This window comes from Arthrobacter sp. GMC3 (assembly GCF_002929305.1).
In the GTDB taxonomy this organism is placed as follows: domain Bacteria; phylum Actinomycetota; class Actinomycetes; order Actinomycetales; family Micrococcaceae; genus Specibacter.
This window is the reverse complement of sequence record NZ_PJIO01000022.1, coordinates 23,091-47,293: the sequence shown is the minus strand read 5'-3', so window position 1 is coordinate 47,293 and position 24,203 is coordinate 23,091. Positions and strand designations below refer to the sequence as shown.

At 61.5% G+C, this 24,203-nt stretch carries 20 protein-coding genes and 1 tRNA gene; 14 read left to right on the top strand and 7 right to left on the bottom strand.

Annotation, left to right across the window (positions count from 1 at the left end; all coding sequences use genetic code 11):
* The first annotated feature begins 187 nt into the window (after nt 1–187).
* The gene (locus CXQ94_RS20470; RefSeq protein WP_104092449.1) at nt 188–1,201 is read left to right on the top strand and encodes an HNH endonuclease; all 1,014 of its coding nucleotides are present in this window, start codon (nt 188–190) and stop codon (nt 1,199–1,201) included.
* A 13-nt stretch (nt 1,202–1,214) separates the two neighbouring features.
* Here the strand turns inward: CXQ94_RS20470 and CXQ94_RS20465 are convergent, their stop codons facing one another.
* From CXQ94_RS20465 to CXQ94_RS20445, 5 genes are all read right to left on the bottom strand, one after another.
* Nucleotides 1,215–1,841, bottom strand: coding sequence for a bifunctional 2-polyprenyl-6-hydroxyphenol methylase/3-demethylubiquinol 3-O-methyltransferase UbiG (locus CXQ94_RS20465; protein WP_104092442.1), 627 nt, complete (start codon nt 1,839–1,841; stop codon nt 1,215–1,217).
* Nucleotides 1,842–1,874: 33 nt separating this feature from the next.
* A complete protein-coding gene (locus CXQ94_RS20460) occupies nt 1,875–2,426 on the bottom strand; it encodes a hypothetical protein (RefSeq protein ID WP_104092441.1) in 552 nt (183 codons plus the stop codon).
* Nucleotides 2,427–2,570: 144 nt separating this feature from the next.
* The gene (locus CXQ94_RS20455; RefSeq protein ID WP_258067280.1) at nt 2,571–4,040 is read right to left on the bottom strand and encodes a carboxylesterase/lipase family protein; all 1,470 of its coding nucleotides are present in this window, start codon (nt 4,038–4,040) and stop codon (nt 2,571–2,573) included.
* Between the two features lie 54 nt (nt 4,041–4,094).
* A complete protein-coding gene (locus CXQ94_RS20450; RefSeq protein ID WP_104092440.1) occupies nt 4,095–5,057 on the bottom strand; it encodes an endonuclease/exonuclease/phosphatase family protein in 963 nt (320 codons plus the stop codon).
* Between the two features lie 59 nt (nt 5,058–5,116).
* On the bottom strand, nt 5,117–5,911 hold the full coding sequence (locus tag CXQ94_RS20445; RefSeq protein WP_104092439.1) for a helix-turn-helix domain-containing protein: 795 nt from the start codon (nt 5,909–5,911) through the stop codon (nt 5,117–5,119).
* A 74-nt stretch (nt 5,912–5,985) separates the two neighbouring features.
* Between CXQ94_RS20445 and CXQ94_RS20440 the strand changes: the two genes are divergently transcribed.
* Nucleotides 5,986–6,498: a glyoxalase/bleomycin resistance/extradiol dioxygenase family protein gene (locus CXQ94_RS20440; RefSeq protein WP_104092438.1), complete on the top strand. Its 513-nt coding sequence runs from the start codon at nt 5,986–5,988 to the stop codon at nt 6,496–6,498.
* Between the two features lie 34 nt (nt 6,499–6,532).
* On the opposite strand, the gene CXQ94_RS20435 is transcribed toward CXQ94_RS20440, so the two are convergent.
* Nucleotides 6,533–7,909 carry a GH1 family beta-glucosidase gene (locus CXQ94_RS20435; protein WP_104092437.1) on the bottom strand — a complete coding sequence of 459 codons (1,377 nt, stop codon included), beginning with the start codon at nt 7,907–7,909 and terminating at the stop codon, nt 6,533–6,535.
* A 169-nt stretch (nt 7,910–8,078) separates the two neighbouring features.
* On the opposite strand from CXQ94_RS20435, the gene CXQ94_RS20430 reads away from it, so the two are divergent.
* From CXQ94_RS20430 to CXQ94_RS20405, 6 genes are all read left to right on the top strand, one after another.
* Nucleotides 8,079–8,675, top strand: coding sequence for a PadR family transcriptional regulator (locus CXQ94_RS20430; RefSeq protein ID WP_181034328.1), 597 nt, complete (start codon nt 8,079–8,081; stop codon nt 8,673–8,675).
* Between the two features lie 186 nt (nt 8,676–8,861).
* Complete coding sequence (locus CXQ94_RS20425; RefSeq protein ID WP_181034327.1) at nt 8,862–10,406, top strand: ABC transporter substrate-binding protein; 1,545 nt, start codon at nt 8,862–8,864, stop codon at nt 10,404–10,406.
* A gap of 59 nt (nt 10,407–10,465) precedes the next feature.
* Nucleotides 10,466–11,407, top strand: coding sequence for an ABC transporter permease (locus CXQ94_RS20420; RefSeq protein WP_104092434.1), 942 nt, complete (start codon nt 10,466–10,468; stop codon nt 11,405–11,407).
* Nucleotides 11,404–13,185 carry a dipeptide/oligopeptide/nickel ABC transporter permease/ATP-binding protein gene (locus CXQ94_RS20415; protein WP_104092433.1) on the top strand — a complete coding sequence of 594 codons (1,782 nt, stop codon included), beginning with the start codon at nt 11,404–11,406 and terminating at the stop codon, nt 13,183–13,185. The genes CXQ94_RS20420 and CXQ94_RS20415 overlap by 4 nt, the downstream gene beginning before the upstream one ends.
* On the top strand, nt 13,185–14,048 hold the full coding sequence (locus CXQ94_RS20410) for an ATP-binding cassette domain-containing protein (protein WP_104092432.1): 864 nt from the start codon (nt 13,185–13,187) through the stop codon (nt 14,046–14,048). Before CXQ94_RS20415 ends, CXQ94_RS20410 begins: the two co-directional genes overlap by 1 nt.
* Complete coding sequence (locus tag CXQ94_RS20405) at nt 14,048–15,841, top strand: sulfatase (RefSeq protein WP_104092431.1); 1,794 nt, start codon at nt 14,048–14,050, stop codon at nt 15,839–15,841. Before CXQ94_RS20410 ends, CXQ94_RS20405 begins: the two co-directional genes overlap by 1 nt.
* 78 nt (nt 15,842–15,919) lie before the next feature.
* Here the strand turns inward: CXQ94_RS20405 and CXQ94_RS20400 are convergent.
* Nucleotides 15,920–15,992: transfer RNA gene (locus tag CXQ94_RS20400), tRNA-Arg, on the bottom strand.
* A 186-nt stretch (nt 15,993–16,178) separates the two neighbouring features.
* Between CXQ94_RS20400 and CXQ94_RS20395 the strand changes: the two genes are divergently transcribed.
* The 6 genes from CXQ94_RS20395 (at nt 16,179) to thrB (ending at nt 24,107) form a co-directional block, all read left to right on the top strand.
* Nucleotides 16,179–17,426, top strand: coding sequence for an MFS transporter (locus CXQ94_RS20395; RefSeq protein WP_181034326.1), 1,248 nt, complete (start codon nt 16,179–16,181; stop codon nt 17,424–17,426).
* A 68-nt stretch (nt 17,427–17,494) separates the two neighbouring features.
* A complete protein-coding gene (gene argS, locus CXQ94_RS20390) occupies nt 17,495–19,147 on the top strand; it encodes an arginine--tRNA ligase (protein WP_104092429.1) in 1,653 nt (550 codons plus the stop codon).
* A 3-nt stretch (nt 19,148–19,150) separates the two neighbouring features.
* Complete coding sequence (lysA, locus tag CXQ94_RS20385; protein WP_258067279.1) at nt 19,151–20,602, top strand: diaminopimelate decarboxylase; 1,452 nt, start codon at nt 19,151–19,153, stop codon at nt 20,600–20,602.
* Between the two features lie 6 nt (nt 20,603–20,608).
* The gene (locus tag CXQ94_RS20380) at nt 20,609–21,967 is read left to right on the top strand and encodes a homoserine dehydrogenase (RefSeq protein WP_258067278.1); all 1,359 of its coding nucleotides are present in this window, start codon (nt 20,609–20,611) and stop codon (nt 21,965–21,967) included.
* On the top strand, nt 21,967–23,070 hold the full coding sequence (gene thrC, locus CXQ94_RS20375; protein ID WP_104092428.1) for a threonine synthase: 1,104 nt from the start codon (nt 21,967–21,969) through the stop codon (nt 23,068–23,070). The genes CXQ94_RS20380 and thrC overlap by 1 nt, the downstream gene beginning before the upstream one ends.
* Before the next feature lie 29 nt (nt 23,071–23,099).
* Nucleotides 23,100–24,107: a homoserine kinase gene (thrB, locus tag CXQ94_RS20370; RefSeq protein ID WP_104092427.1), complete on the top strand. Its 1,008-nt coding sequence runs from the start codon at nt 23,100–23,102 to the stop codon at nt 24,105–24,107.
* Nucleotides 24,108–24,203 lie beyond the last annotated feature (96 nt).

Sequence of the window (24,203 nt, the reverse complement as noted above, 5' to 3'; positions counted from 1 at the left end):
GGCCTACCCGGACCGGATCAACAGATACATGAACTAAAGAGACAATGAACCACTTACACAGAAATCTTGACAAGCTCTACTCACCGCGCTGTTGCCGCTACGGCAGGGTGTGCGTGTCCTTGCTACCCTGACCAAGGTCGCCGACAGTGCCAAATCGTCAGGGGATGACCGGGGCAAGGGGCAACTCATGGCCGACACCCTCATCCACCGCCTCACCCACCACACCCCCTGCTCCAACGAGTCGAACCCTACAAGCAGTGGGAGTGCGGCCGCCACGGAACCCGGAAGTAGTGGGATCACTGCCGGCACGAATCCCGACAGGGGCGCGGGTACGGCCAGCGAGATCACAGCAGCTCATGATCGGGCAAGGACCAGTGGTGAAACCGTCGGGGCATGGCGTTTCGGCGGCTCAGATCAGGGCAGTGCGGGGGCGGGGATATGTACCAGCGTGGATGAGCCGGACATTATCCTGGAGCTGGTCATGACGGATCGGGCCCTCTTTGAGGGGGCGAACGACCCTGCCCTGCTGGTTGGTTACGACCCGATCCCGGCATCGACCGCCCGGAACTGGATCCTCGGCAACACTCCCGGGAACCATCCGGGCTGCGGTAAAGACGACGGCCCCACCACAGCCAACGGTGGCAGCCAAAATGGAAGTAGTGGCAGCCACGGTGAAGATGACAGTGGAAGTAGCAGCGACAATTTCGGTGGCGTGGGCGGTGGCGCTGGTCATGGCGATAAGGGCATGCGCACGGCGCCGCGTATTTGGCTCAAACGGCTTTTCACGCACCCGGACACGAACGCGCTGCTGGCCATGGATTCGAGGGCTCGCCTGTTCCCGGAGGGTATGAAGGAATTCCTACGCATCCAGGACCAACGCTGCCGTACGCCGTGGTGTGATGCCCCGATTCGCCAGTACGACCACATCAAGGCCTACTCCGCCGGTGGGTCCACCAGCATCAGCAACGGACAGGGACTCTGCACGGCCTGCAACCAAGCCAAAGAAACACCCGGCTGGACGACAACCGCCGTGGAGCCCCGCCCCATACACACTGCTGGCACCACCAGCACCACCAGCAATGCCGGCACTACCAGCACCAGAATCACCACGCCCACGGGCCACCAATACGCCTCCACAGCCCCACCCCTACCAGGGACCTCACCCAGCCAACCACGCAACAGAGCGAATAGACGATGCTGAGAATCAGCCGTTGCTAGGCCCGTCGCACTGCCCTTAGAACCTCGTCGTGGATGGTGATGGTCTGACCGTCGTGTCCGGCGGACGTCCTGGGACGGGCCTCAGCCACCGCTATCTCCCACGATGACGCATCCAGGACTTCCGCCAATTGCTGTGCCGTGTAAAACAAGTCAGCACCGAAATCCCGATGGACTCCAGCTTCAACGTCGTGTGGCGAGTGACCCACCAGCAACAGCGTTCCGCCTGGTGCAACGGCGTCGGCAAGACGGGCGAACAGGGGATCCCGGTCGGTCTTGGGTAGGTGCATGAACTGAGCAGACACCAAGTCAAAAGCTGCAGACCGGGGAGCCCACTCCAAAAGATTGTGGTGTTCCCATGCTATGGAACCGGGCAGTTCCAGTCCCGAAGCATGTGCGGCGGCCCGGTCCAAGGCAACAGTGGAAATGTCCACCCCTGTCACTTGCCACCCCAGCCCGGCCAGCCATACGGTGTCGGCACCTTCACCGCAGCCCACATCCAGTGCAGTTCCGGGTGGCAAATTGGTGGTCTCAGTGAGCAACTGGGGGTTGGGGTTTCCGCTCCAGATATTGCCGTGCTGGCCGTACCGCTCGTTCCAGTAGTTCTCGTCAAATACCGTTCTCATGGTGCCAGCGTATACGTCAGCCTGCTTTCCGTGTCAGGGCAGTTTTGTAGGTGCGTGAGTGACGACGGTGGCGGGCTGCCTGTGTCTGATCCGGATGGCAATGATCCAAACAATTGCCGCCAGTGAGAGTGCAAAAGCGATTATGCTGCCGTAGAGCCACAGAACGTAGTTTCCAGAAGTCTGGCTGAGTTCCTTGTGTGATTCCTCGGAATTCCAGAACGAACCGAAGTAGCTGTGGTCGGCGGCATAAATGACAGGAACCTCCGGGAAGAAACTGGCGCTCACCTTGTCCTCGGAGCATTTGATGCGCTGAGTCAGCTCTTTTGTTTCACCCTGGGCACCCGGAAATTTATAGACGGGGCAATACCAGGTTTGGGTGCTGCGATGTTTCCCGCCGGTGGTCCGTTCGTCTTCCACGACAGCCACGGCCTTTGCCGTGGCCTCCACACCCGCACCCGATCTGAGTGCCTCGAAGGCCTTCAGGTCCTCCGAGGCGCCGGGAATCATTTGATAGGTCATCGGGATCAGTAGGCCGGATATAACGGCCAGCAAAATGAATGGACGAAGTCGGAACAGGTTTTGCATGGGAAAGAAATCCTTCGTGGCACATTAGTGGACGCTGAGTACCGGTAAAGGAATGGAGCCACTAACTCTAGCCAAGAAGCGTCGGACAAAAATACCAGTATGCGACCATGAGGCTCCCAGGCCCAGGCACGGCAAGGTCCGGAACTACGGTGTCAGCGCCGCCCTTTCATCATCGCGGGGCGCCAGGACCACTGGGTTGGTGCCGCCGTCGAACGTCTTTACAGGACGCGCGGCAGTCCATGAGGACCAGCCCGGGTCTCCGGTGACGGCAAAGTCCACCCAAGCCCTATGCATGCAGCTAGCAAGTTCCTGCGGTGCCCCCGTCCCGGCCAGCCCCACCGAGTCCGGTGAATTGACGTTGTCAAAGACAAACCCAAGCTCTACTGCGTGCGCTGCGCGTAGATATTCCACTGGGCTGGGCCAGGCAAACTCATACACGTGGGTGCCGGAAGCATGGGCAAGCCGTGCATCGGCCACCTGGTTCATGGGTACACGCAGCAGCTTGTCGGTAGCCAAGGCCCCCAGTATCTCCCCGGTGACAGCATCGGGATAATTGCGTTTGAACAGTTTCACGGCGGCTGCGGAGATCCCCACCTTGCGTCGTGCCACAGCCAGGTGCAGCCATTTGAGCTTCATGACTAACCCGGTGGGAACCAGCCAGAGCCTCGCCTCATCAGTGGTGGTTCCTATCATGAGGGGAATCCCGGACCCCGCACCACTTTCCAGTGCATCCTGGGGGTTGGTAGGAATCAGAGACGGGTCGATCGACAGCGAATAGCCTGCGCCACCTGTGATGGGGGTGGATCCGGCCGTGACGCGGGCCTGGGCCGCAAGCAAGTCATCGGGAGAAACGTTCATGAAGGCAGTCCGGGTGGCGGGGATACCTAGGTCCTTGGCTATCAGGGCGGTAATCCGTCCCGCCTTTTCCGGAGGCAGGGCCGCCAGCGGGCCGCTTTGGATGATGGCGCGGCTAAAGAGTGAGGGTGCCTCCGGGTGGGCAAGCAGTGCGGCCGTGGTGTTCCCACCCGCAGACTGCCCAAACACCGTGACCTGCCGGGGATCTCCACCAAACGCGGCGATTTCCGCCTGAACCCAGCGCAGGGCCGCCATTTGGTCGGCCAGACCCAGGTTGAGCGGAGCGCCCTCCAGGACAGAGAACCCCTCGGCGCCCAGCCTGTAGTTGGGAGCCACAAACACGACGCCGTCGCGGGCAAATGCGCCGCCGTCGTAGCCTTCCAAAGCGTTGGAGCCATGCTGCAAGGAACCGCCATGAAACCAAACCATGACCGGAAGTAGCTCCGCGCCCCGGGAAGCCGGGGTGCAGATATTGAGGTTCAGAAAGTCATCGCCGGCAATAGTGACGGTGGGGAGGACGCGGGCCAAGGCGCCGCTGTAGGGGTTCTGTGGCGCCGTGGGGCCAGCAACTGTGGCATCGCGCTCGCCGTCCCACGAAGGGGAGGATGCCGGGAGTGCGAAGCGCAACGACCCAACCGGCGGTGCGGCGTAGGGGATGTCGAGGAACCTATCAATGCCGTCCCGCTCGACGCCGCGGACCGTGCCGGCGCCTGTGGTGACGAGGGGTGCGGTCGGGGAACCGGCGTCGTGCATGATCATGGTGTTCTCCTAGGCCGTATGTGATGCCTACTGTACCGTCAGCGACAGCCACATTTACAGGTTGAAGCTGGTGCGAATCGCCAGATGGTCGCTGGCACCGGAGGTCAACACCGAATTGGAAGTGGCGCTCAATCCCCGTTGAAGGATGTGGTCCAGGCGGGTCACGGGGAACGGTGTTGCCGGCCAGGTAAACCCTGCCAAACCCTGATCCTGTGCCGGTTCGCTGAGTAGATTGGTGAGCGCTGAAAAGTGCCGGTCCGTTGAGGCGGCGTTGAAATCGCCGACGGCGATGATCCTCTTGCTGGGATCTGCGGCGATGGTGTCCGAGAGGTTGGCGAGCATGGTGTCCCTTTCGGCATGGTCGGAGGGCCGCGCCGACGCTGCGTGGATCACATAGATGCGCACCAAGCCGCCCGGAGTATCCAGATCCGCCGACAACGCCCGGTTCCAGCCCAATCCAAGACCCTGTGGCTGGGCATTGAGAATCGGGTAACTGCTCCACAGCCCCACCGTTCCAATGCGGTAGGAGTAGCCGTAGTGCTGTTGAAGTTCTGCGGTGACGGGCCCCTGGGCGGCGCCGTCGATCTCCTGCAGGGCAACCACCTGCGCACCGGTGGCGGCCAGGCTCTTTGCCGATTGCGCTGCTGTTCCCGATTGGGCCTTCAGGTTTTGACTGACGACTGTGAGCGAATTCGCCGATCCCGGGGGAGCGGACCAGGCCAAGGGCAGCAACCCCGGGACAAAGAGCAGGGACCAGATGACGGCAGGTACCAAGACCGCCACGGCCAGGTGCTTGCGGCGGGCCGCGATTGCCAGGACACCCAGCACGGGAATCAACGCCCCAAGCCAGATGAGGCCGGAGTCCACAATGAGGCCGAATCCGGCGACGTCGGGGAACCACGAATGTGCCAGTAAGACAAAAGTCAGGGCCAGGGATCCTGCGACAACAATGAAATTCAGACACGGGTGCGGCCGGGGCGTCGTCGGGGCCTTGCCTCGATCTTGGAGTAATACCATCCCTACAACGGTGTCACGCAAATGTGAACGAAAGCTGAGAGGGGCCGACGTCGGCCGGTTCAGTGCTGTTGTTGCTCCGTCGTACGCCGGTAGGTACTGGCTGTGAAACCGAGGAATTTTTGAAAGTCGTGGGCCAGGTGGGCCTGGTCTGCATAGCCAAGCTCGGCCGCTATCCGGGCCAGGTCAGCCCCGGGATCGGTTCGGGCACGGTCGGCAGCCTCTTGGAGACGCCGTCGCCGGATCATGGCAGACGGGCTGAGCCCGATGTACTTTTTGGCCAGCCGTTGCAGGGTGCGAGGGGACACCGACAGTTCCATTGCGGCGTCCTCGATGAGTAGTATTTTTGGATCCGCGCCGATGATCTCCATCAGGGAATTGGCTAACAGGGCCTCCGCAGAGATGGCGGGGATGTAGTTGAGCAGCCAGTCAGTAAAGACCGCCACCGCCTCGGTACGACTCCTTGCGGTAATCTCGCCGCCCATGGCAGAGACAATGCCTTTCTGCAGTTCCGGCTGGGCAAGGAAGATCCCCTTATCGCGCAGGCTGCCCGGATCGGCGGTGAAGGCGTGAACTGCGGCGGGGCGCAGCAGAGCCCCAACGGCCCACCCTTGTCCGGTTAGATCCTGAAACGACACCCGCGTTGTCGGTCCGGCCAGTTCCACGTTGTCATGCTGGACTACCAGGTTGGAGGTGGGGAAGGCGATGAGTTGTTGGCGCGAGGTGCGCCCCGGCTCAATGTCCCACTCGGGGATCCAAAACCACTGGACCAAATCCCTGACGGACACCGGTGCAGGGACGCGATGAAAGCGCGGAAGCATAGTGGGGTAAAGGATTCCTTTGAAGGGGCTGGACACGGAATTACTCTACGCTTTTGAAGCTGTCGCGAATCTACAAGCGTCCTTGTCAACGGCTCGATAGGCTCTGACACATGACTGAAAATAATAGCGACGAGACCACCACCGCAGCCCACGGTTCCTTCACCACTCACGGCGTCCCCCATGGCTTCACATCACTGACACCGTTCCTCACTGTCCCCGGCGCCCGGGAGGCTATCGGTTTCTATGAGGAAGTTTTTGGGGCCCGTACAGTGAGCGTCTCCGAGTTCGACGGCGTGGTGGTCCACGCCGAGCTCGATTTTGGCCAGGGCAGGCTGCAACTGGGAGAACCGAACCCCAACTACCACCTGGTTGCGCCCCCTGCTGGTGACGACGACTGCTTTTCCCTTGCGCTGTATTCCCCCGATGTGGACATGGTTGTTGCCCGTGCGGAGCAGGCCGGGGCCAGCATCAGGGAACCGGTGGCCAACTTCGTTTCGGGGGACCGCTTTGCCAGTATCCGGGACCCGTTCGGTATACGTTGGACGGTCATGACACGTGTCCAGGACATTTCTGAAGCCGAAAGTGCCCAGCGCGTTGCAGAATGGACTGCCACACAACAGTGATCGCCTCGGAGGCAAAGACCGGCCGGACCTGTTCCTAAGCTCCGGCCTTGTTTTGCTTGATCAGTTCCTGGTACCAGTAGAAGGAATCCTTGGGTGTGCGCTTCTGCGTCTGGTAGTCAACATGAATCAAACCGAACCGCTGGGAGAAGCCCACAGCCCACTCGAAGTTATCCATGAGCGACCAATGGAAGTAGCCACGGACGTCCACCCCCGCATCCATGGCAGCCTTTAGTGCGTGAAGATGGGAGTCCGTGTAGTCGATCCGGCGCTGATCCTTCACCCAGCCGTCGGCGTCGGGAACGTCATTGATCGCGGCGCCATTTTCGGTGATGAAAAGGGGTGGCAACTTATCGCCATACCTCTCCTTGAAACCCACCAGCAATTCAGTGAAGGCTTCCGGGACCACCGGCCAGTCAAAGTCTGTTCGTGGGTACCCTTCCAGCTCTCGGAGGGAGAACGGCAATGCGGAGTCAAGGACGTGGCCGTCGATGAGCGCGGCATCGTCTGAGGTTGGCGCACCGACCAAGGTGGGGTTGTAGCTGTTGATGCCATACCAGTCGATGGGCGTTGAAATGGTGGCAAGGTCGCCGTCGGGAATCGGTGGAAGGAAGGGCGTCAACTCCTCGGGGTAGGCGCCCGTCAGAATCGGGTCGGCGAAGATCCAATTGGCGATGTTGTCGTAGAGTCCAGCGGCCTGCAGGTCCTCCTCGTTCTGGCTCGCAGGCCATGTGACAGCGTGGTTGTTGGCGATACCAATGTTCCCGGCGCCTTGGGAGCGCAAGGCCTGAACCCCGAGCCCATGGGCCAGGAGGAGATGGTGGGCGGCCGGCAAAGCGTCAAAGCCCAGCGAAAGCCCCGGCGCCTGGATGCCCGCCCCGTAGCCGAGCATGGTCAACACCACCGGTTCGTTGATGGTGATCCAGCGGGGGATGCGGTCGGCAAAATGCCTGCCGAGAATCTGCGCATACTCGCCAAAACGTTCGGCGGTGTCCCGGTTCAACCACCCGCCAGCTTGTTCGAGTTCAAGCGGTGTGTCCCAGTGAAACAAGGTGGGGCTTGGGGCAATGCCAGCCTCGAGCAGTCCGTCAACCAGCCGGTCATAAAAGTCCAGTCCGGCGGCGTTGACGGGGCCGGAGCCGCCCGGCTGGATGCGTGACCAGGAGAAACTGAAGCGGTAGGCGTCGACACCGAGCTCCTTCATGAGCTGGGTGTCTTCGCGATAACGATGGTAGTGGTCACACGCTACGTTTCCCGTGTCACCATTGACAATCCGGCCCGGTTCCGCCACGAAAGCGTCCCAACTGGAGGGTCCTCGGCCGTCTTCATTGACGGCACCTTCGATCTGGTAGGACGCGGTGGAAACTCCCCACACAAAGTCGCGCGGAAATGGGGGAAACGTGGGCTTGACCATGGAGACCTTTCAAAGGCGTACTTGGAGAGGAGCCTCGCGGACGGGGGAGGGGAAGTCAAGAGTTGGCAAGAATATGACGGTGGCTGACGCTCCCTTGAGGTTTTGGGGCGGGGACTGGCCCGTGGTTAGACTCAGCAACACCTCATGCAGCACAACCCAGAGAGCCCCCATGAAATTTGACGTCATTCTCCTCATGCTCATAGCTACCGAGCCGGGCACCGGCTATGACATGCGTCGTCGGCTTTCCACCGAAGGGGTGTTTATTAGGGCCAACGCCGACCAGTCTCAAATCTACCGAACCTTGGCGAAGCTGCAGCAGAACGGCTTCATTGATTTTGTCGAAGAGAAACGCGAGAATGCCCCCGATGCCAAGGTCTATTCGGCAACCCCCGCCGGGGTGAAGCACCTGTGGGACTTTACCGAGACCGACTATGATCCCCCGGCCAGGTGGCAGGAGGCCGACTTTGGGGCGCACTATCGCTGCCTGATGTGGATCAACCCCGAGGCGGTGCCCAGAATGCTTCGGATTGAATTGAAGTTTCGTCGTGAGCAAATCGCGAAGTACCGCAATCGAGAGCGCATCTTCAAAGTGGTGAACCCTGCCATCGACGTTGACTTGGCGCTCGTGAAGGAATTTAGCGATTTGGGCCACGACGTCAGTGCTCAGGCCACAGATGAGTGGGTCGAGTGGGTTGAGTCGCTTTTGGCGCTGTGGACTCAGCGGCTTTCAGAGCGGGCACAGCGGCGGGCTGCTGCCCAAAACTAGGAGGCTCAGCTGAGCTGAGCGAACCCGTAACAAATCATGATCTATAAACAGTCCTTGACAGCGTTCACGGACATGGTTCACTATGGGACAAATCACTAAGTGATTTGTCCCATAGTTGCCTCGCGAGGTTGGTCCCAATCGCGACGGCTACCAACCATGACTAAACGCATTCGAGGGAGAATGAATATGAGATCCAAGCGGATTGTGGCCACGGCCGCCGCTCTAGCTCTCGCGCTGGGATTGAGCGCGTGTGGAGGGTCCACAAGTACGGGCGGCTCGGCGACCGCTGGCAAGGACGGCGTCCTCAGCGCCGGAACGCTGACACTCGCCGCACTGGCTGATAACAACTCGTTTGATCGTGCAGCCCTCGAAATTGGCCACAAGACCCAGTACTGGATGCCTGTCTTTGACACCCTGCTGGTGCTCGACCCGCAGTCAGTCCCGCAACCGGGACTTGCAACAAAATGGTCCTACAACGCCGACAACACCGTGCTGTCCCTGACGCTGAGGGAGGGTGTGAAGTTTACTGATGGCGCGCCTTTTGACGGCAAGGCGGTGGCGGCAAACCTGGATTACCTCAAGAACGGTGGCGGCCAAAACGCTTATATGGCGAAATCGGTTAAAACTGTTGATGTTGTAGACGCCACCCACGCCAACCTGGTGCTTAGCGCCCCCGATCCCGGACTTCTCGGGTACCTCGGCGTCGTTGGCGGAGCCATGGCGAGCCCTGCGTCGTTGACGGCCGCAGACAAGGCCACCAACCCGGTAGGAAGCGGCCCCTATGTCTTGGATAAGGCAAAAACGGTGGCCGGCAGCCAGTTTGTGTACGAACGCAATGCCGACTACTGGGATCTGAAGTCATTCCCCTACGAGAAGCTCATCATCAAGCCGATGACCGATGTCACAGCCCGCATCAACGCCCTTAAATCGGGGCAGGTCAACGGCGCAGTCATCGACTCCAAGAGCGCCGCCGAGGCCAAGTCAAGTGGTCTGCAGGTGGAAACCACCCAGGTTGATTGGACCGGTCTGTTTTTAGCCGACCGTGAGGGCAAAGTTGTTCCGGCTCTTGGTGATGTGCGCGTGCGCCAGGCCATTAACTACCTTTTCGATTCCCCGGCACTCCTGAAGGGAATATCCCTGGGTCAAGGCGAGGTCACCAATCAGGTCTTTGGAAAGTCCAGCCAGGCTTATGTCCCCGCTTTAGACAACTACTACTCCCACGACGAAGCGAAGGCCAAGAAGCTCATGGCCGATGCTGGCTACGCCGATGGATTCACCGTAACGATGCCGGACTCTCCCGGTTTTGCTACCGTCAACCCGATTCTGGAACAGACCCTGCTGAAACTGAACATCAAGACCGAATGGGTCAAGGTTGCCCCCGATGCACTGGGCGGCCAAATTCTCGCCGGGAAGTTCCCCATGTTCGTGTTCAACCTAGGAAGCCAGTCGGCGTGGCAGGACATTCAAAAAGTCGCCCTGCCCACCTCGCCCTGGAATACAGCCAAGGTCAACTCGGCGGAACTCAACGCCCTGATAGAAAAGGCCCAGTTCGCCACGGGTTCCGAGCAGGATACCGCGATGCAGGCCGTGAACACCTGGCTTGTCAAGAATGCGTGGTTCGCACCGTTCTACCGCATGTCCTCGCCGTACGCCACTGATGCCAAGACCAAGGTTGTGTTGCAGTCGCAAAACGCGGCCCCCTGGATTCGAAGCTACTCGCCGGCCCCTTGATCGACCGTGGGGCGGCCGGTTCTGCGCCGGCCGCCCCGACTCAATGACAGGCAATTCTGATGTTATCTTTTGTGATTCGACGGCTCCTCGCAGGAGTGGCCCTGGTTTTTGTGATTGCCACAATCACGTATGTGTTAATGCATTCCTCGACGGGAAACGTGGCACGGAACATTCTTGGCGAAAACGCTACGGCCGAGCAGGTGGCGGCAAAGACCACCGAACTTGGCCTCGACCAGCCCCTACTGACCCAGTACTTCTCATGGCTGGGCAATGCCCTCACCGGCAACTTTGGTATCTCCTGGTACAACAGTGAATCGGTCACGGCGGCACTGGTTGGACGCATGCCCATCACGCTTTCAATGGTCATCAGCGCCATCATCGTCATTGCGCTGATCAGCGTGGTGCTCGGCGTCACCGCAGCCGTCAAAGGCGGCTGGCTGGACCGTGTCATTCAAGTAGTCAGTGTGGTGGGCTTCGCCCTCCCCAACTTCTGGGTGGCACTGATGCTGGTTCTCACCTTTTCGCTGTCCCTGCGCCTGCTGCCGGCCACCGGCTATGTGCCACCCTCCGAGAGCATTCTGGGGTGGGCGGCGACACTTTTGCTGCCGGTTACTTCGCTGGTTTTGGGTGGTGTGGCCTCCGCCGCGCAACAGATCCGCGGCGCCACCATCGACGTGCTGCGCCAGGACTATATTCGCACTCTGCACGCTCGCGGACTGTCACCGCAATCTGTGGTGCTCAAGCATGCGCTGCGCAATGCGGCCGGACCGGCACTCACCGTTCTGTCGCTGCAATTCATTGCGTTGCTGGGTGGGGCGGTGGTCATTGAACGCGTCTTCGCCATCCCAGGCATTGGCACCCTCACCGTCAACGCAGCACTGGGCGGCGATGTCCCGCTACTGATGGGCATCGTCGTCGTCATGGCCATTCTTGTGGTGCTCGTCAACCTGGTCATTGATATTGCCAATGGTTGGGTCAATCCGAAGGTGCGTGTGCAATGACCGAAGCAAACAGCCATGTTCTGGCTCCAACGCCGCGCGCCGCGCGCCAGAGCATCATGAGTACCGTATTGCACAACCCGGTGGGGTTGGGCGCGCTCATAGTCTTAGCTTGTGTTGTGTTGCTGAGCATTTTTGCGCCACTTTTTGCCCCTTTCAGTCCCACCGAGGTGCGGATCGAGTCGATCAATGCCCCCATGGGTGGTGAATTCCTGCTGGGGGGCGACGGCGTTGGGCGTGACATTCTGAGCAGGCTCGTATTCGCTGGTCGAAACACGCTCATTGGCGCCCTGATTGCCGTGGGTGTTGCCATGACCGGTGGCGTCATCTCGGGCCTCCTTGCCGGCTACTTCGGAAAGTTCTTCGACTCGCTGGCGAGCTGGATGGCCAACGTGCTTATGGCAATGCCGTCCATGATTTTGCTCCTTGCCCTCTTCAAGGCACTTGGCTCCTCAATGTTCATGGCCATGGTGGTGTTTGGTGTCCTGATCACCCCAGGGTTCTTCCGGCTGGTGCGTGGCCTGGTGATCAATGTGAAAAATGAGCTTTACGTTGACGCTGCCCGGGTGTCCGGCCTGAGCAACAGCCGCATCATCGGCCGGCACATCCTCCTCGTAGTCCGAGCGCCCGTTGTGATCCAGACGGCGGTGGTCGCTGGCGTGGCGATCGTCTTGCAGTCAGGCCTGGAGTTCCTTGGCCTGGGCGACCCGTCACTGCCCACCTGGGGTGGCATGCTTCAGGATGCCTTTGCCAACATCTACGTCTCGCCCACGGCCATCATTTGGCCAGGCTCCGCCATTGCCATCACCGTGGCTTCACTGGTATTGCTCGGCAACGCCATCCGTGACGGCTTCCAGCGAGTGGACACTGGCCCGGCCAAGAGGCGCCAAAAGAGGGGCGCCCCGAGTTCACCGACAGAGCCAGCCTCCTCGGCAGAAGTTGTTGAGGATGATCCCAACGTCCTGCTGAGCCTGAGGAATGTCGGCGTCGGCTACTCCGCCGGTGAAACCACGAAAGAAGTGGTGCGAGGCATCAACCTCCAGGTGCACCGCGGCGAAGTGCTCGGCCTGGTGGGGGAATCGGGATCGGGCAAGACTCAGACGGCCTTTTCCATTCTCGGCCTGCTGGCGCCCGGGGGCCACGTGACCCGTGGCAGCATCATTTTTGACGGGAAGGAGATCTCCAATCTTCCCGCCCCGGCAATGCGCGCCCTGCGCGGCAAGCGCATTGCCTACGTTCCCCAAGAACCCATGAGTAATCTGGACCCGTCGTTCCGGATTGGAGACCAGCTCACTGAGCCCCTCCGGGCCGTCCTGGGCCTTTCGAAAAAACAGGCCACGGAGAAGGCTTTGGCGTTGCTGGCTCGGGTGGGCATTCCCAACCCGCAGCGCACCTTTGACGCCTACCCTCATGAGATCTCCGGTGGCATGGCACAGCGTGTACTCATCGCCGGTGCAATCTCGTGCGAGCCGGACCTGCTCATCGCCGACGAGGTGACAACCGCACTCGACGTCACGATTCAAGCCGAGGTACTGGATCTGTTGCGTGAGCTACAGCGAGAGCTTTCCATGGCCGTCATTCTCGTGACGCACAATTTCGGGGTGGTGGCCGATCTTTGTGACCGCGTCGCCGTGATGCAAAACGGGCAGATCATCGAAACGAACACCGCGCTGGAGCTCTTTGCCAACCCGACACACCCCTACACCCAGATGCTGCTGTCATCGACGCTTGAAGACAGTGTGCCAAGAGACCTAGTGGTCGCTAACCAAGGAGCGCGATGATGAGCGCAACCATCACTGAACCAGGTACGGAGCTGCTGCGCGTCGAGAACGTCGTGGTCGACTTCCCCATGCGTGGCTGGCGGAAGCCAGACTTCAGGGCATTGCATGGCGTTTCCCTGGACATCAAGGCCGGCGAAACTGTGGGCCTAGTGGGGGAATCGGGCTCGGGCAAGACAACCCTGGGGCGTGCAGTCCTCGGCCTGGCAACGGTAGCCTCCGGGAGCATCAAGTTCGACGGCGTGGAACTGGTGGGGACCACCACTGCGCAGCGCCGGGCCATGGGTTCACAAGTGCAAGTTGTCTTCCAGGACCCCTACACCTCACTGAATCCCGCAATGACCATCGAGGACATCTTGAGCGAACCGTTGGTGGCCCGCGGTGGACTGAACCGGGCCGATGCCCGCAAACGCGTTCGGACCCTCCTTGAGCAGGTCAACTTGCCCAGCGATGCGGCGGACAGGCTCCCGCGCGAGTTCTCCGGCGGGCAACGCCAACGCGTGGCCATTGCCCGTGCGTTGGCTCTCTCACCCCGCCTGATTGTGTGCGATGAGCCTGTCTCGGCGCTCGATCTTTCGACACAGGCGCGGGTATTGGATCTTTTCGTCGACATTCAGGAGCAGACCGGCGTGGCGTACCTGTTCGTCTCGCATGACCTCTCCGTGGTGCGCCACGTCAGCCATCGTGTCGCCGTGATGTACAAGGGCGAGATTGTCGAGTACGGGCCGTGCTCGAAGGTCACCGTGGAGCCTGACCACCCCTATACCCGCAAACTGCTCATGGCAGCACCCGTACCCGATCCGGTACGGCAAAAAGCGCGCCGCGAACAGCGTCGCGAACTCATACTCGCAGGGGAGATCAACTAATGCGCGCAGTGGTAGTCATGTTCGACAGTCTGAACCGGCGGATGCTGCCGCCCTATGGTGCGCAGGGGGTTCATGCGCCCAACTTCGAGCGCCTGGCCGGAAACACGGTTGCCTTCGAGAACTGCTATGCGGGCAGCATGCCTTGCATGCCGGCACGCCGTGAGATGCACACCGGCCGCTACAATTTCCTGCACCGTTCCTGGGGCCCGCTGGAACCCTTCGACGATTCCATGCCCGAGATCTTAAAGTCAGCAGGCATCTACACGCACATAGTCACCGATCACCAGCACTACTGGGAAGACGGCGGGGCCACCTACCATACGCGGTACAACACCCATGAGTTTTTCCGGGGGCAGGAAGGTGATAACTGGAAAGGGCATGTGCAAGACGTTGCCGCCCCGGAAAGCCTCAACGGCAGCAATCCGCTGGTCCGCCAGGACTGGATCAACAGGCAGTACCTGCAAAACGAGGCAGACCATCCACAAACGCGCACCTTTGACGCCGGCCTGGAGTTCATGGAGACTAACCGCGAGGCCGACAACTGGCTCTTGCAGATTGAGTGTTTCGACCCTCACGAGCCGTTCTTCAGCTATGACGACTACCGGGCGCACTACGACGACACCTATGACGGCGTGCACTTTGACTGGCCTTCCTACCGGCGCGTGACCGAAAGCGTGGCGGAAGTTGAGCACGCCAAGAACGAATATCTCTCGCTGTTGAGCATGTGCGACGCCTCGCTGGGCCGTGTGCTTGATGCTTTCGATGAACAAAACCTGTGGGAAGACACCCTGCTCATTGTGTGCACCGACCACGGCTTCCTGCTGGGGGAGCAGGGCTGGTGGGGCAAGAGCGTGCAGCCCTGGTTCGATCAGAACATACACACTCCCTTGTTTATTTGGGATCCCCGCAGCAAGCAGTCCGGTACCCGGCGCGACGCGCTGGTGCAGACCATCGACTTTGCACCAACTGTCCTGGACTTCTTTGGCTTGACACCCACCCCCGATATGCAGGGAAAACCGCTGGCCCGAACCATCGCCGATGACACCGCCGTGCGGGAAGGCGCCCTTTTTGGCATCTTCGGAGCCCATGTGAACGTGACAGACGGACGCTACGTCTATATGCGTGCCTGCGCAACCAAGGAGAATGCGCCCCTCTTCGACTACACGCTTATGCCCACTCACATGCGCTCGCGGTTCGCCGCCCAGGAATTGCAGAACATTGAACTGGCTGAGCCATTTACCTTCACCAAGGGTGTCTCACCGCTGAAAGTTCCCGGTTGGGTCATGGGTAATCCTTACGCCTTTGGCACGCTGCTGTTTGACCTTCACACGGATCCGGAACAACAGCACCCCCTGCGCGATGACGAGTGCGAATTGCGGATGGCGAACCTCATGCTCGAGCTCATGCGTGCCAACGATGCGCCCCGTGAGCAGTATGAGAGGTTAGGGCTGCCGCGCACTGGCCCAGCATCCGCTGATCACCTCTTGGTGGAACGGCAATGGGGGCAGATGCAGGCGGCGCGCACCTCGGCGGTACGGGTGCATGAAATGCCCGACGACGCCGTGGTGTCCACCGTGCCGCTGAGCGAGCTGTTGGACGATTCTCGCACCGGCACCATTTTGTTGCAGCACTTCCCCGCGTTGGGACACCCTGGCCTGCGCGCCATGCTGGGACACGGTTCTGTGCTTAACGCTGCGGCCATGCAGGCCAATATTGGGGCAGAACAGATCAATGCCTTGGAAGGCCTGCTTGCAGAGGCTCTCAGATCCGATCCGATGAGCCTGGTCAGCTAGGGACTGAGGGCCGCGCCGGGCCCCAACATTGACGCGAAAACCCCGCCAATTCAATGAATTGGCGGGGTTTTCATGTTGTGCCCTCGGAGGGATTCGAACCCCCGACCTACGGTACCGGAAACCGACGCTCTATCCCCTGAGCTACGAAGGCAAGGTAACCGAGGTTACCAATGGGAACGTGAAAGAGCTTAGCAGGTGCTGGGGGGTGAAAGTAAAACCGGGCTGACGCATGCGGTGACAGGCCACCCGGCACGTGGCAAACATCATCATATTGGTGGCATCATTTCCGGCCGCCAGCCATCCGCACCCCGGTAACGTTGGGGCAATGGTGAAGAAAATGCCCCGGACAGCTTGGCTCATCGCAGCAGGCATTATTCTTACCGCCGCAACGCTGAGGTCGGCCGTCACGGTGGTTCCGCCGCTGATCTCCACGATCAATCATGATCTCCCGCTCGACGCCGCCACCATCGGCATTCTTGGCATGCTGCCCACGGCGGCGTTCGGCTTGTTTGGTTTCCTCACTCCGTACGTGATCCGCTGGGCGTCACTGGAGCGGCTGATCGTCATCTCGATAGTGGTGGGCATCGTGGGCCAGATCGCCCGCGTTCTGGCTCCAAACACCACCTTGTTCCTGGTCTTCACGGTCATCGCTTTTGGTGGGTTGGGTGCCGGAAACGTGCTCCTGCCGCCCCTGGTGAAGAAGTACTTCCCCGCGAAAATCGGCCTCATGACGGCCCTGTATGTCACGGTCATGAGCCTGGGGACGGCCCTGCCGGCACAAATGGCAGTGCCGATCGCCGACGCCACCAACTGGCAGGTGTCCCTCGCTACGTGGGCCGGCCTCAGTGTTGTTGCGCTCCTGCCCTGGCTCGTGGCGTTGTTCGCTTCCCCGCGCACGACGCCGAACACCACCACCGCAGCCCCCTCGCCAGCCGTCGTGGCCGGGTCGCCGGAATTGGTGGTTCACCAATCAGCCCAAAAAGCTGCCCCTGCCAAAATGAACCTGTGGCGTTCTCCCACCGCGTGGGGACTGACGCTGATGTTCGGTTGCACCTCATTGAACACCTACGCCATGTTCGCCTGGCTCCCGGAAATCCTTTCCGAAGCCGGTTTGGATCGCGCCAGTGCAGGGTCAATGTTGGCACTTTTCGCCGCACTTGGCCTGCCACTGAGCCTGCTGGTTCCCGTTTTTGCCGCCCGCATGCGCAACCCGTTCCCGATGGTCATTGTGACGCTCGCCTGCTTCGTGGCCGGCTACCTTGGCTTGATGCTGGCACCGGCCACGAACACCTGGCTGTGGGTGTCACTTGCCGGCCTCGGCCCGGGAACGTTCCCGCTCGCCCTGCTGCTGATCAACCACAGAACGCGTACGCAGGCAGGCGCCGGCGCCTTGTCCGGTTTTGGCCAGGGCATTGGCTACGCCTTCGCCTGCATGGGCCCGCTCCTGTTCGGCCTGTTCCACCAATGGACGGGATCCTGGAATGCACCCTTCCTCTTCTTGTTCGCCACCTTGTTCCTCCTCGGCACCGGGGCGTTCATCATTTGCCGGCCCAAGATGCTCGAGGACGACTTCGAAACCGCCTAACTGCCGCAAAGTGGACAAAACCCGCCCGGATTGGGGGAGGGAACTGTGGGAACCGTACACTTAGAGGCGTGACTCCTGAAGAACTTTCTGCCGCCATTACCACCTGCCTCAAAGACGCCGTCGACGCCGGTGAACTGAGCGTTCCAGCCGATGCCCTGCCCAAGGAAGTGCGAGTCGAGCGGCCCAAGAGCCGCGAGCACGGTGACTGGGCCACCAACATCGCGCTTCAGCTAGCCAAGCCGGCCGGAGTCCCGCCGCGCAAGATCGCCGAGCTGCTGAGCTCACGCCTGGAAGAAATTCCCGGTGTTTCCAAGGTCGACATCGCCGGCCCCGGCTTCCTGAACATCATTCTTGACGCTGCCGCCGCCGGTGAGCTCGCCAAGGCCATTGTGGAGGCCGGCACAACATTCGGCACCACCACGGCCATGGCCGGGACCAAAATCAACTTGGAGTTCGTCTCCGCCAACCCCACGGGCCCCATCCACCTCGGCGGTACACGCTGGGCCGCCGTGGGCGATTCCCTGGCCCGCATCTTCTTGTCCCAGGGCGCCGACGTCACCCGTGAGTACTACTTCAACGACCACGGGAACCAGATCGACAAGTTTGCCCGTTCCCTGCTGGCCAGCGCCAAGGGCGAGCCCGCACCGGAAGACGGCTACGGCGGAGCATACATCGAGGACATCGCCAAGGAAGTCATGGCGAAAAACCCCGACATACTTGGCTCAGAGGACCCGCAGGAGGAGTTCCGCGCCCAGGGCGTAGAGCTCATGTTCGCCGCAATCCGTGCTTCCCTGCACGAGTTCGGCGTCGACTTTGACGTGTACTTCCATGAAAACTCCTTGTTTGAAGACGGCGCCGTGGAGAAGCTCCTGGAGCAGCTCAAGGGTTCCGGCAACATGTACTTGAAGGACGGCGCCTGGTGGCTGAACTCCACCGACTACGGTGACGACAAGGACCGTGTGGTCATCAAATCCGATGGCAACGCAGCCTACATTGCCGGGGACATCGCCTACTTCAAGAACAAGCGCGACCGCGGCTTTGACCTTTGCATCTACATGCTCGGCGCCGACCACCACGGCTACGTGGCCCGCCTGAAGGCTGCCGCCGCCGCCATGGGCGACGACGCCGACCGCGTCGAGGTACTGATTGGCCAGATGGTGAACCTGGTTCAGGACGGTAAGCCAGTTCGCATGTCCAAGCGCGCCGGCACCGTGGTCACCATGGAAGACCTGGTGGAGATCGTTGGCACCGACGCCGCCCGCTACTCGCTGGCACGCTTCTCCAGCGACTCCAACATTGACATTGACCTGGATGTGCTGACCAAGAAGTCCAACGAGAACCCCGTGTTCTACGTCCAGTACGCCCACGCCCGCACCTGTGCAGTGGGCCGCAACGCCGAGGCCGCCGGCGTAGACCGCAGCGCCTTCGACGCCGGGGCCCTGAGCCACCCCACCGAGTCCGAGCTGCTCGCCGTGCTCGGCCAGTACCCGGGCGTTCTCGCCCAGGCAGCGGCCTTCCGCGAACCGCACCGGGTAGCCCGGCACCTTGAAGTCATTGCCGGCGCCTACCACCGCTGGTACGACGCCTGCCGCGTCACACCCATGGGTGAGGAAGCAATCACCGATGTGAACCGCACGCGTCTGTGGCTCAACGTTGCCGTAGGCCAAGTTCTTGCCAACGGCCTGTCACTATTGGGTGTCTCTGCTCCGGAACGGATGTAAGAAGTGTCTGAAACAAAAATTGCTGGCGCCGAGCTGGCACCTTCGTGGCTGCCCGATGCCGGGGATGTCAACGAGTTGGTGCCCGCCATGTGGGCCAACGACGTCGAACGCGGCCCGGACGGTGAGGTCACCATCAGCGGCGTTTCGGTCAGTGCGCTCAAGGAGCAGTTTGGTACGCCGCTGTATGTGATGAGCGAGGGTGACTTCCGGGCCCGGGCACGCTCCTTCAAGGACGCGTTCGATGCAGCGTTTGCCGATCTTTGCGGCGGGGTAGACGTCTACTACGCAGGAAAGTCCTTTCTGTGCACCGAGGTGGCCCGCTGGGTTGACTCCGAGGGCTTGCGTCTTGACACCTGCTCCGGCGGCGAATTGGCAGTTGCCCAGCGCGCCGGTATCTCGGGGGAGAAGCTGAGCCTGCACGGCAACAACAAGTCCGCCGCGGAGATCAACCGTGCGTTGGATATGGGCTTGGGCCGGATAGTGGTGGACAGCCTGCATGAGCTGCGCCGGGTCGCCGAACTGGCTGCAACCCGCGGGGTAGTTGCCAACGTCATGCTGCGCTTGACGCCCGGCGTGCACGCCCACACGCACGAGAACATTGCCACGGCCCACGAAGACCAAAAGTTCGGGCTTTCCTTCATTGCCGAGGATCCAGAGGCCCCCGGCATGAGCGCTGCCGAGGCCGCCTCGAAGCTGGCCGTCGAGGCGGAAAGCATCAACTTCCTGGGCTTTCACGCCCATATCGGCTCGCAGATCTTTGAGGCCGAGGGCTTTGAAATTGCCGCCAGGAAGCTCCTCGGATTCACCCACGAGATCCAGCGCAAATACGGCATCACCTTGCCGGAACTGGACTTAGGTGGTGGCTACGGGATCGCCTACACGGCCGTGGACAAACCACGCCCGGCGGCCGAGGTCGCACAGGCGATGGCCGCCGTCGTACGTGCAACGTGCTCCGAACTTGGCATGAGCGCCCCGAAGCTCTCCATTGAGCCCGGCCGTGCGATCGTGGGCAGTTCCACGTTCACCCTGTACGAGACAGGCACCTTGAAAACGGTGCAGGTTGAGGTCGACGGGCAGGATGGTGTGACGGCTCCGCGTCGTTATGTGTCGGTGGATGGTGGCATGAGTGATAACCCCCGTCCGGTGCTCTATGACGCGGATTATTCGGCCGTTGTGGCTAGTCGCGCCTCCGCAGAAGCTCCCGCGTTGTCCCGAGTGGTGGGCAAACATTGCGAGAGTGGTGACATTGTTGTTAGAGATGTATATCTGCCCAATGACGTGGCGGCCGGGGATTTGCTTGCAGTTCCCGGAACGGGCGCGTACTGCTGGGCACTAGCCAGCAACTACAACTACGCGCCCCGTCCGCCCGTAGTTGCCGTCAAAAACGGTGCCGCACGCTTGATTGTGCGGGGCGAAACAGAAGACGATTTGCTGGCACGCGATATAGGGGCCTAGAGACCTTTGACAGAGCGCAACACCGCCGTGGCTGACACGGACACCACCCATCCGAAGACCCTCAAGGTTGCCCTTTTGGGGGCAGGAAATGTTGGCGCGCAGGTGGCCCGCATTTTGCTTGACGACGCCGACTCCTTGGCTGCCCGCACCGGCGCACGCCTTGAACTGGTGGGCATCGCGGTGCGCAACATTGACGCCCCCCGCGAGGTTGAGCTGCCGCGTGAACTCTTCACCACCGACGCCTCCGCCCTGGTGCGTGGGGCCGACGTCGTCATTGAGCTCATGGGTGGGCTGGAACCGGCCCGCACGCTGATCCTGGAGGCCATTGAACACGGCGCCACAGTGGTCACCGGCAACAAGGCCCTGCTGGCCGTGGACGGTCCTAGCCTGTACGAGAAGGCCGACGCCGCCGGCGTGCAGCTCTCCTACGAGGCGGCCGTGGCCGGTGCGATCCCGATCCTGCGCCCCATCCGCGACTCCCTGGCCGGGGACAAGATCACCCGCGTCATGGGAATCGTCAACGGCACCACCAACTTCATCCTTGACGCGATGGACACCACGGGCGCCGAATTCGCCGACGCACTGGCCGAGGCCACGCGCCTAGGCTACGCTGAGGCCGATCCGACGGCCGACATCGAGGGGCACGACGCCGCCGCCAAGGGGGCCATCTTGGCCTCGCTGTCCTTCCACACGCGTTTTGCTTTGGAGGACGTCCACTGCCAGGGCATCACGCAGGTCACCGCCGACGACATTGCCGCGGCAAAGGACGCAGGTTTTGTCATCAAACTGCTGGCGATCGCCGAAAAGCTCGAAACGGCTGACGGCGGAGGTCCTGGTGTGAGCGTGCGCGTTCACCCCACATTGATTCCCCGCGAACACCCGCTTGCCGCCGTGCACGGTGCCTTCAACGCCGTCTTCATCGAAGCCGAGTCCGCCGGGGAGCTCATGTTCTACGGCCGCGGCGCTGGTGGAACCCCTACGGCCTCGGCCATCCTGGGCGACGTCGTTTCGGCGGCCCGCCGCATGGTGCTGGGCGGTCCGGGACGAACGGAAACCACCACGGGAGTTCTCCCCGTCCTGGGGATCGACGCGGTCACTACCCAGTACTACATTGGCCTGGACGCCGCGGATCAGCCGGGCGTGCTGGCAAAAATTTCGGCGCTCTTCGCACAGAACGGTGTCTCCATCGAGACCATGCGCCAGACGGTGCATCGCGAAAACGACGGGCATGAAAACGGCTCGGCCGAGCTGCGCATTGTCACGCACCGTGCCAGCGAGGCTGCCCTGGCAGCAACTGTCGAGGCCATCAAGGGCCTGGACATCATTAATTCCGTAACGAGTGTCTTGAGGGTGGAGGGAGTCTGATGGCTCACCAGTGGCGCGGAGTAGTCCGCGAATATGCAGAGCGTTTGCCGGTAACGGCAGAAACACGCATCATCACGTTGGGGGAGGGCGGCACACCACTGGTGTTCGCCCAGCACCTCTCCGAGCTGACCGGCTCCAAGGTGTACCTGAAGGTCGAGGGCATGAACCCCACCGGTTCCTTCAAGGACCGTGGCATGACCATGGCCATGACGGCTGCTGTTGCAGCCGGAGCCAAGGCAGTGGTGTGCGCCTCCACGGGCAACACCTCCGCCTCAGCGGCGGCTTACGCCAAGCAGGCAGGACTAACCTGTGCCGTCTTGGTTCCCGAGGGCAAGATCTCCATGGGCAAGCTCAGCCAGGCTGTGGCCCACGGCGCCACCATCTTGCAGGTCAACGGAAACTTTGACAACTGCCTGGACGTGGCCCGCAAGCTGGCCGAGTCCTACCCGGTATTCCTGGTCAACTCGGTCAACCCGGCCCGCATCGAGGGCCAGAAGACCGGTGCGTTCGAAGTGGTTGACGCCCTGGGCGACGCCCCCGACTACCATGTGCTGCCTGTCGGCAACGCCGGAAACATCAGTGCGTACTGGAGGGGTTACAAGGAGTACTGCGCTCCCTACGAGTCCGCTACGGCCGGCACCCTGGCGCCCGTGTCTACGCACACGCCCATCATGTGGGGCTTCCAGGCCGCAGGTGCCGCACCGTTTGTTGCCGGCCACCCCATCACCGAACCCGACACGATCGCCACGGCCATCCGCATCGGCAACCCGGCGTCCTGGGATATGGCGATCGCCGCCCGCGACGAATCCGGCGGCCTGATCGACTCGGTCACCGACGAGGAAATCCTCGCCGCCCACCGCTGGCTTTCGGCCAAGGAAGGCGTTTTCGTGGAGCCCGCCTCCGCAGCGGGCGTTGCCGGCATCTTGAAGAAGCACGCCGCCGGCGAGGTTCCCTCCGGCAAGACGTTCGTGGTCACCGTCACCGGCCACGGCCTCAAAGATCCCGACTGGGCGTTGAAGAACACCGACGGCAGCGCCGTGGAGCCCACCAAGGTCGAGTTCGACGTCGTCACCGTCGCCACCGCCCTGGGCCTGGCGGACTAGCAGCGCACCCTTCCATGACAGGTCTCACCATGACATCCCCGCACCCCGTCACCACCTTGAAGGTACCTGCGCCGGGCTTTACCGCCACGGTGCAGGTGCCAGGCACCAGCGCAAATCTGGGTCCCGGCTTTGACTCACTTGGTATGGCTGTTTCGCTGTATGACACCCTGTGCGTGTCGACCCTCGCTGACACGAACGACGCCGGCGGGAGTGCGGGACTGGAATTTGATTTGCGCGGCGAAGGCGTGGCCGAGCTTCCCCGCGACGCCACGCACCTGGTGGTCAAAGCCATGGATCTCGCTTTCGCCCGCCTAGGCTACCGCCGTGGCGGCCTGTTGATTGCTGCTGAGAACGTCCTGCCGCATGGACGAGGGCTGGGTTCCTCGGCCTCGGCAATCGTTGCCGCGATCATGGCCGCAAACGCCCTGGTTGAGCCAGCGGACCAGCAGGATTCGGCGTGGATTCTCCAATTGGCTTCGGAGATGGAAGGACACCCGGACAATGTAGCGCCAGCCATTTTTGGTGCGGTGGCCATTTCGTGGCGTGACGGCGAGAGCTACTCCAGCGCCAGGGTAGCGCCGTCGGAAGCTGTGATCCCGGTGGTGGCCATCCCGAATTTTGAGGTCAAAACAGAGTTGGCACGCGGCCTATTGCCGGCAGCCGTGCCCCATGGGGACGCAGCAGCGAACTCAGGCCGGGCAGCCCTGCTCATCCACGCGCTCAAAGATGCACCCGATCTGCTTCATGCCGGAACACGGGATTACCTGCACCAGGACTATCGTTCTGCGGCCATGCCAGAGAGCGCAACCCTAGTTGCGCGGCTGCGCGCCGGCGGCCATGCAGCGTTCATCTCGGGTGCCGGCCCCACGGTGATGGCCCTTGCCAACGGAGTGCAGGAAGCCGATGCCATGGTTGCGTTCATCAACTCTTTGGGTCGCGACGATGAAAACGCTGCCAACTCCGGCGTGTCATGGCGTGTTCTAAAGCTGTCAGTGGACCTTGAGGGTGCTAAAGTGGAAGTGCATCCGGGTTCATAAGCGCCCAAGGGCTGTTCGCCCAAAGTTTGTGTCCCAGTTTTGATGCCACCAACTCCACTACGCCAGTCTCTTGGACGTACGGGTTGGAACCTCAGC

Excerpts from the sequence above, each read along its gene's own strand:
- CXQ94_RS20470 (WP_104092449.1), top strand. The coding sequence starts at position 188 with ATGGCCGACACCCTCATCCACCGCCTCACCCACCACACCCCCTGCTCC.
- CXQ94_RS20465 (WP_104092442.1), bottom strand. The coding sequence starts at position 1,841 with ATGAGAACGGTATTTGACGAGAACTACTGGAACGAGCGGTACGGCCAG.
- CXQ94_RS20460 (WP_104092441.1), bottom strand. The coding sequence starts at position 2,426 with ATGCAAAACCTGTTCCGACTTCGTCCATTCATTTTGCTGGCCGTTATA.
- CXQ94_RS20455 (WP_258067280.1), bottom strand. The coding sequence starts at position 4,040 with ATGATCATGCACGACGCCGGTTCCCCGACCGCACCCCTCGTCACCACA.
- CXQ94_RS20450 (WP_104092440.1), bottom strand. The coding sequence starts at position 5,057 with ATGGTATTACTCCAAGATCGAGGCAAGGCCCCGACGACGCCCCGGCCG.
- CXQ94_RS20440 (WP_104092438.1), top strand. The coding sequence starts at position 5,986 with ATGACTGAAAATAATAGCGACGAGACCACCACCGCAGCCCACGGTTCC.
- CXQ94_RS20435 (WP_104092437.1), bottom strand. The coding sequence starts at position 7,909 with ATGGTCAAGCCCACGTTTCCCCCATTTCCGCGCGACTTTGTGTGGGGA.
- CXQ94_RS20430 (WP_181034328.1), top strand. The coding sequence starts at position 8,079 with ATGAAATTTGACGTCATTCTCCTCATGCTCATAGCTACCGAGCCGGGC.
- CXQ94_RS20425 (WP_181034327.1), top strand. The coding sequence starts at position 8,862 with ATGAGATCCAAGCGGATTGTGGCCACGGCCGCCGCTCTAGCTCTCGCG.
- CXQ94_RS20420 (WP_104092434.1), top strand. The coding sequence starts at position 10,466 with ATGTTATCTTTTGTGATTCGACGGCTCCTCGCAGGAGTGGCCCTGGTT.
- CXQ94_RS20415 (WP_104092433.1), top strand. The coding sequence starts at position 11,404 with ATGACCGAAGCAAACAGCCATGTTCTGGCTCCAACGCCGCGCGCCGCG.
- CXQ94_RS20410 (WP_104092432.1), top strand. The coding sequence starts at position 13,185 with ATGAGCGCAACCATCACTGAACCAGGTACGGAGCTGCTGCGCGTCGAG.
- CXQ94_RS20405 (WP_104092431.1), top strand. The coding sequence starts at position 14,048 with ATGCGCGCAGTGGTAGTCATGTTCGACAGTCTGAACCGGCGGATGCTG.
- CXQ94_RS20395 (WP_181034326.1), top strand. The coding sequence starts at position 16,179 with ATGCCCCGGACAGCTTGGCTCATCGCAGCAGGCATTATTCTTACCGCC.
- thrC (WP_104092428.1), top strand. The coding sequence starts at position 21,967 with ATGGCTCACCAGTGGCGCGGAGTAGTCCGCGAATATGCAGAGCGTTTG.
- thrB (WP_104092427.1), top strand. The coding sequence starts at position 23,100 with ATGACATCCCCGCACCCCGTCACCACCTTGAAGGTACCTGCGCCGGGC.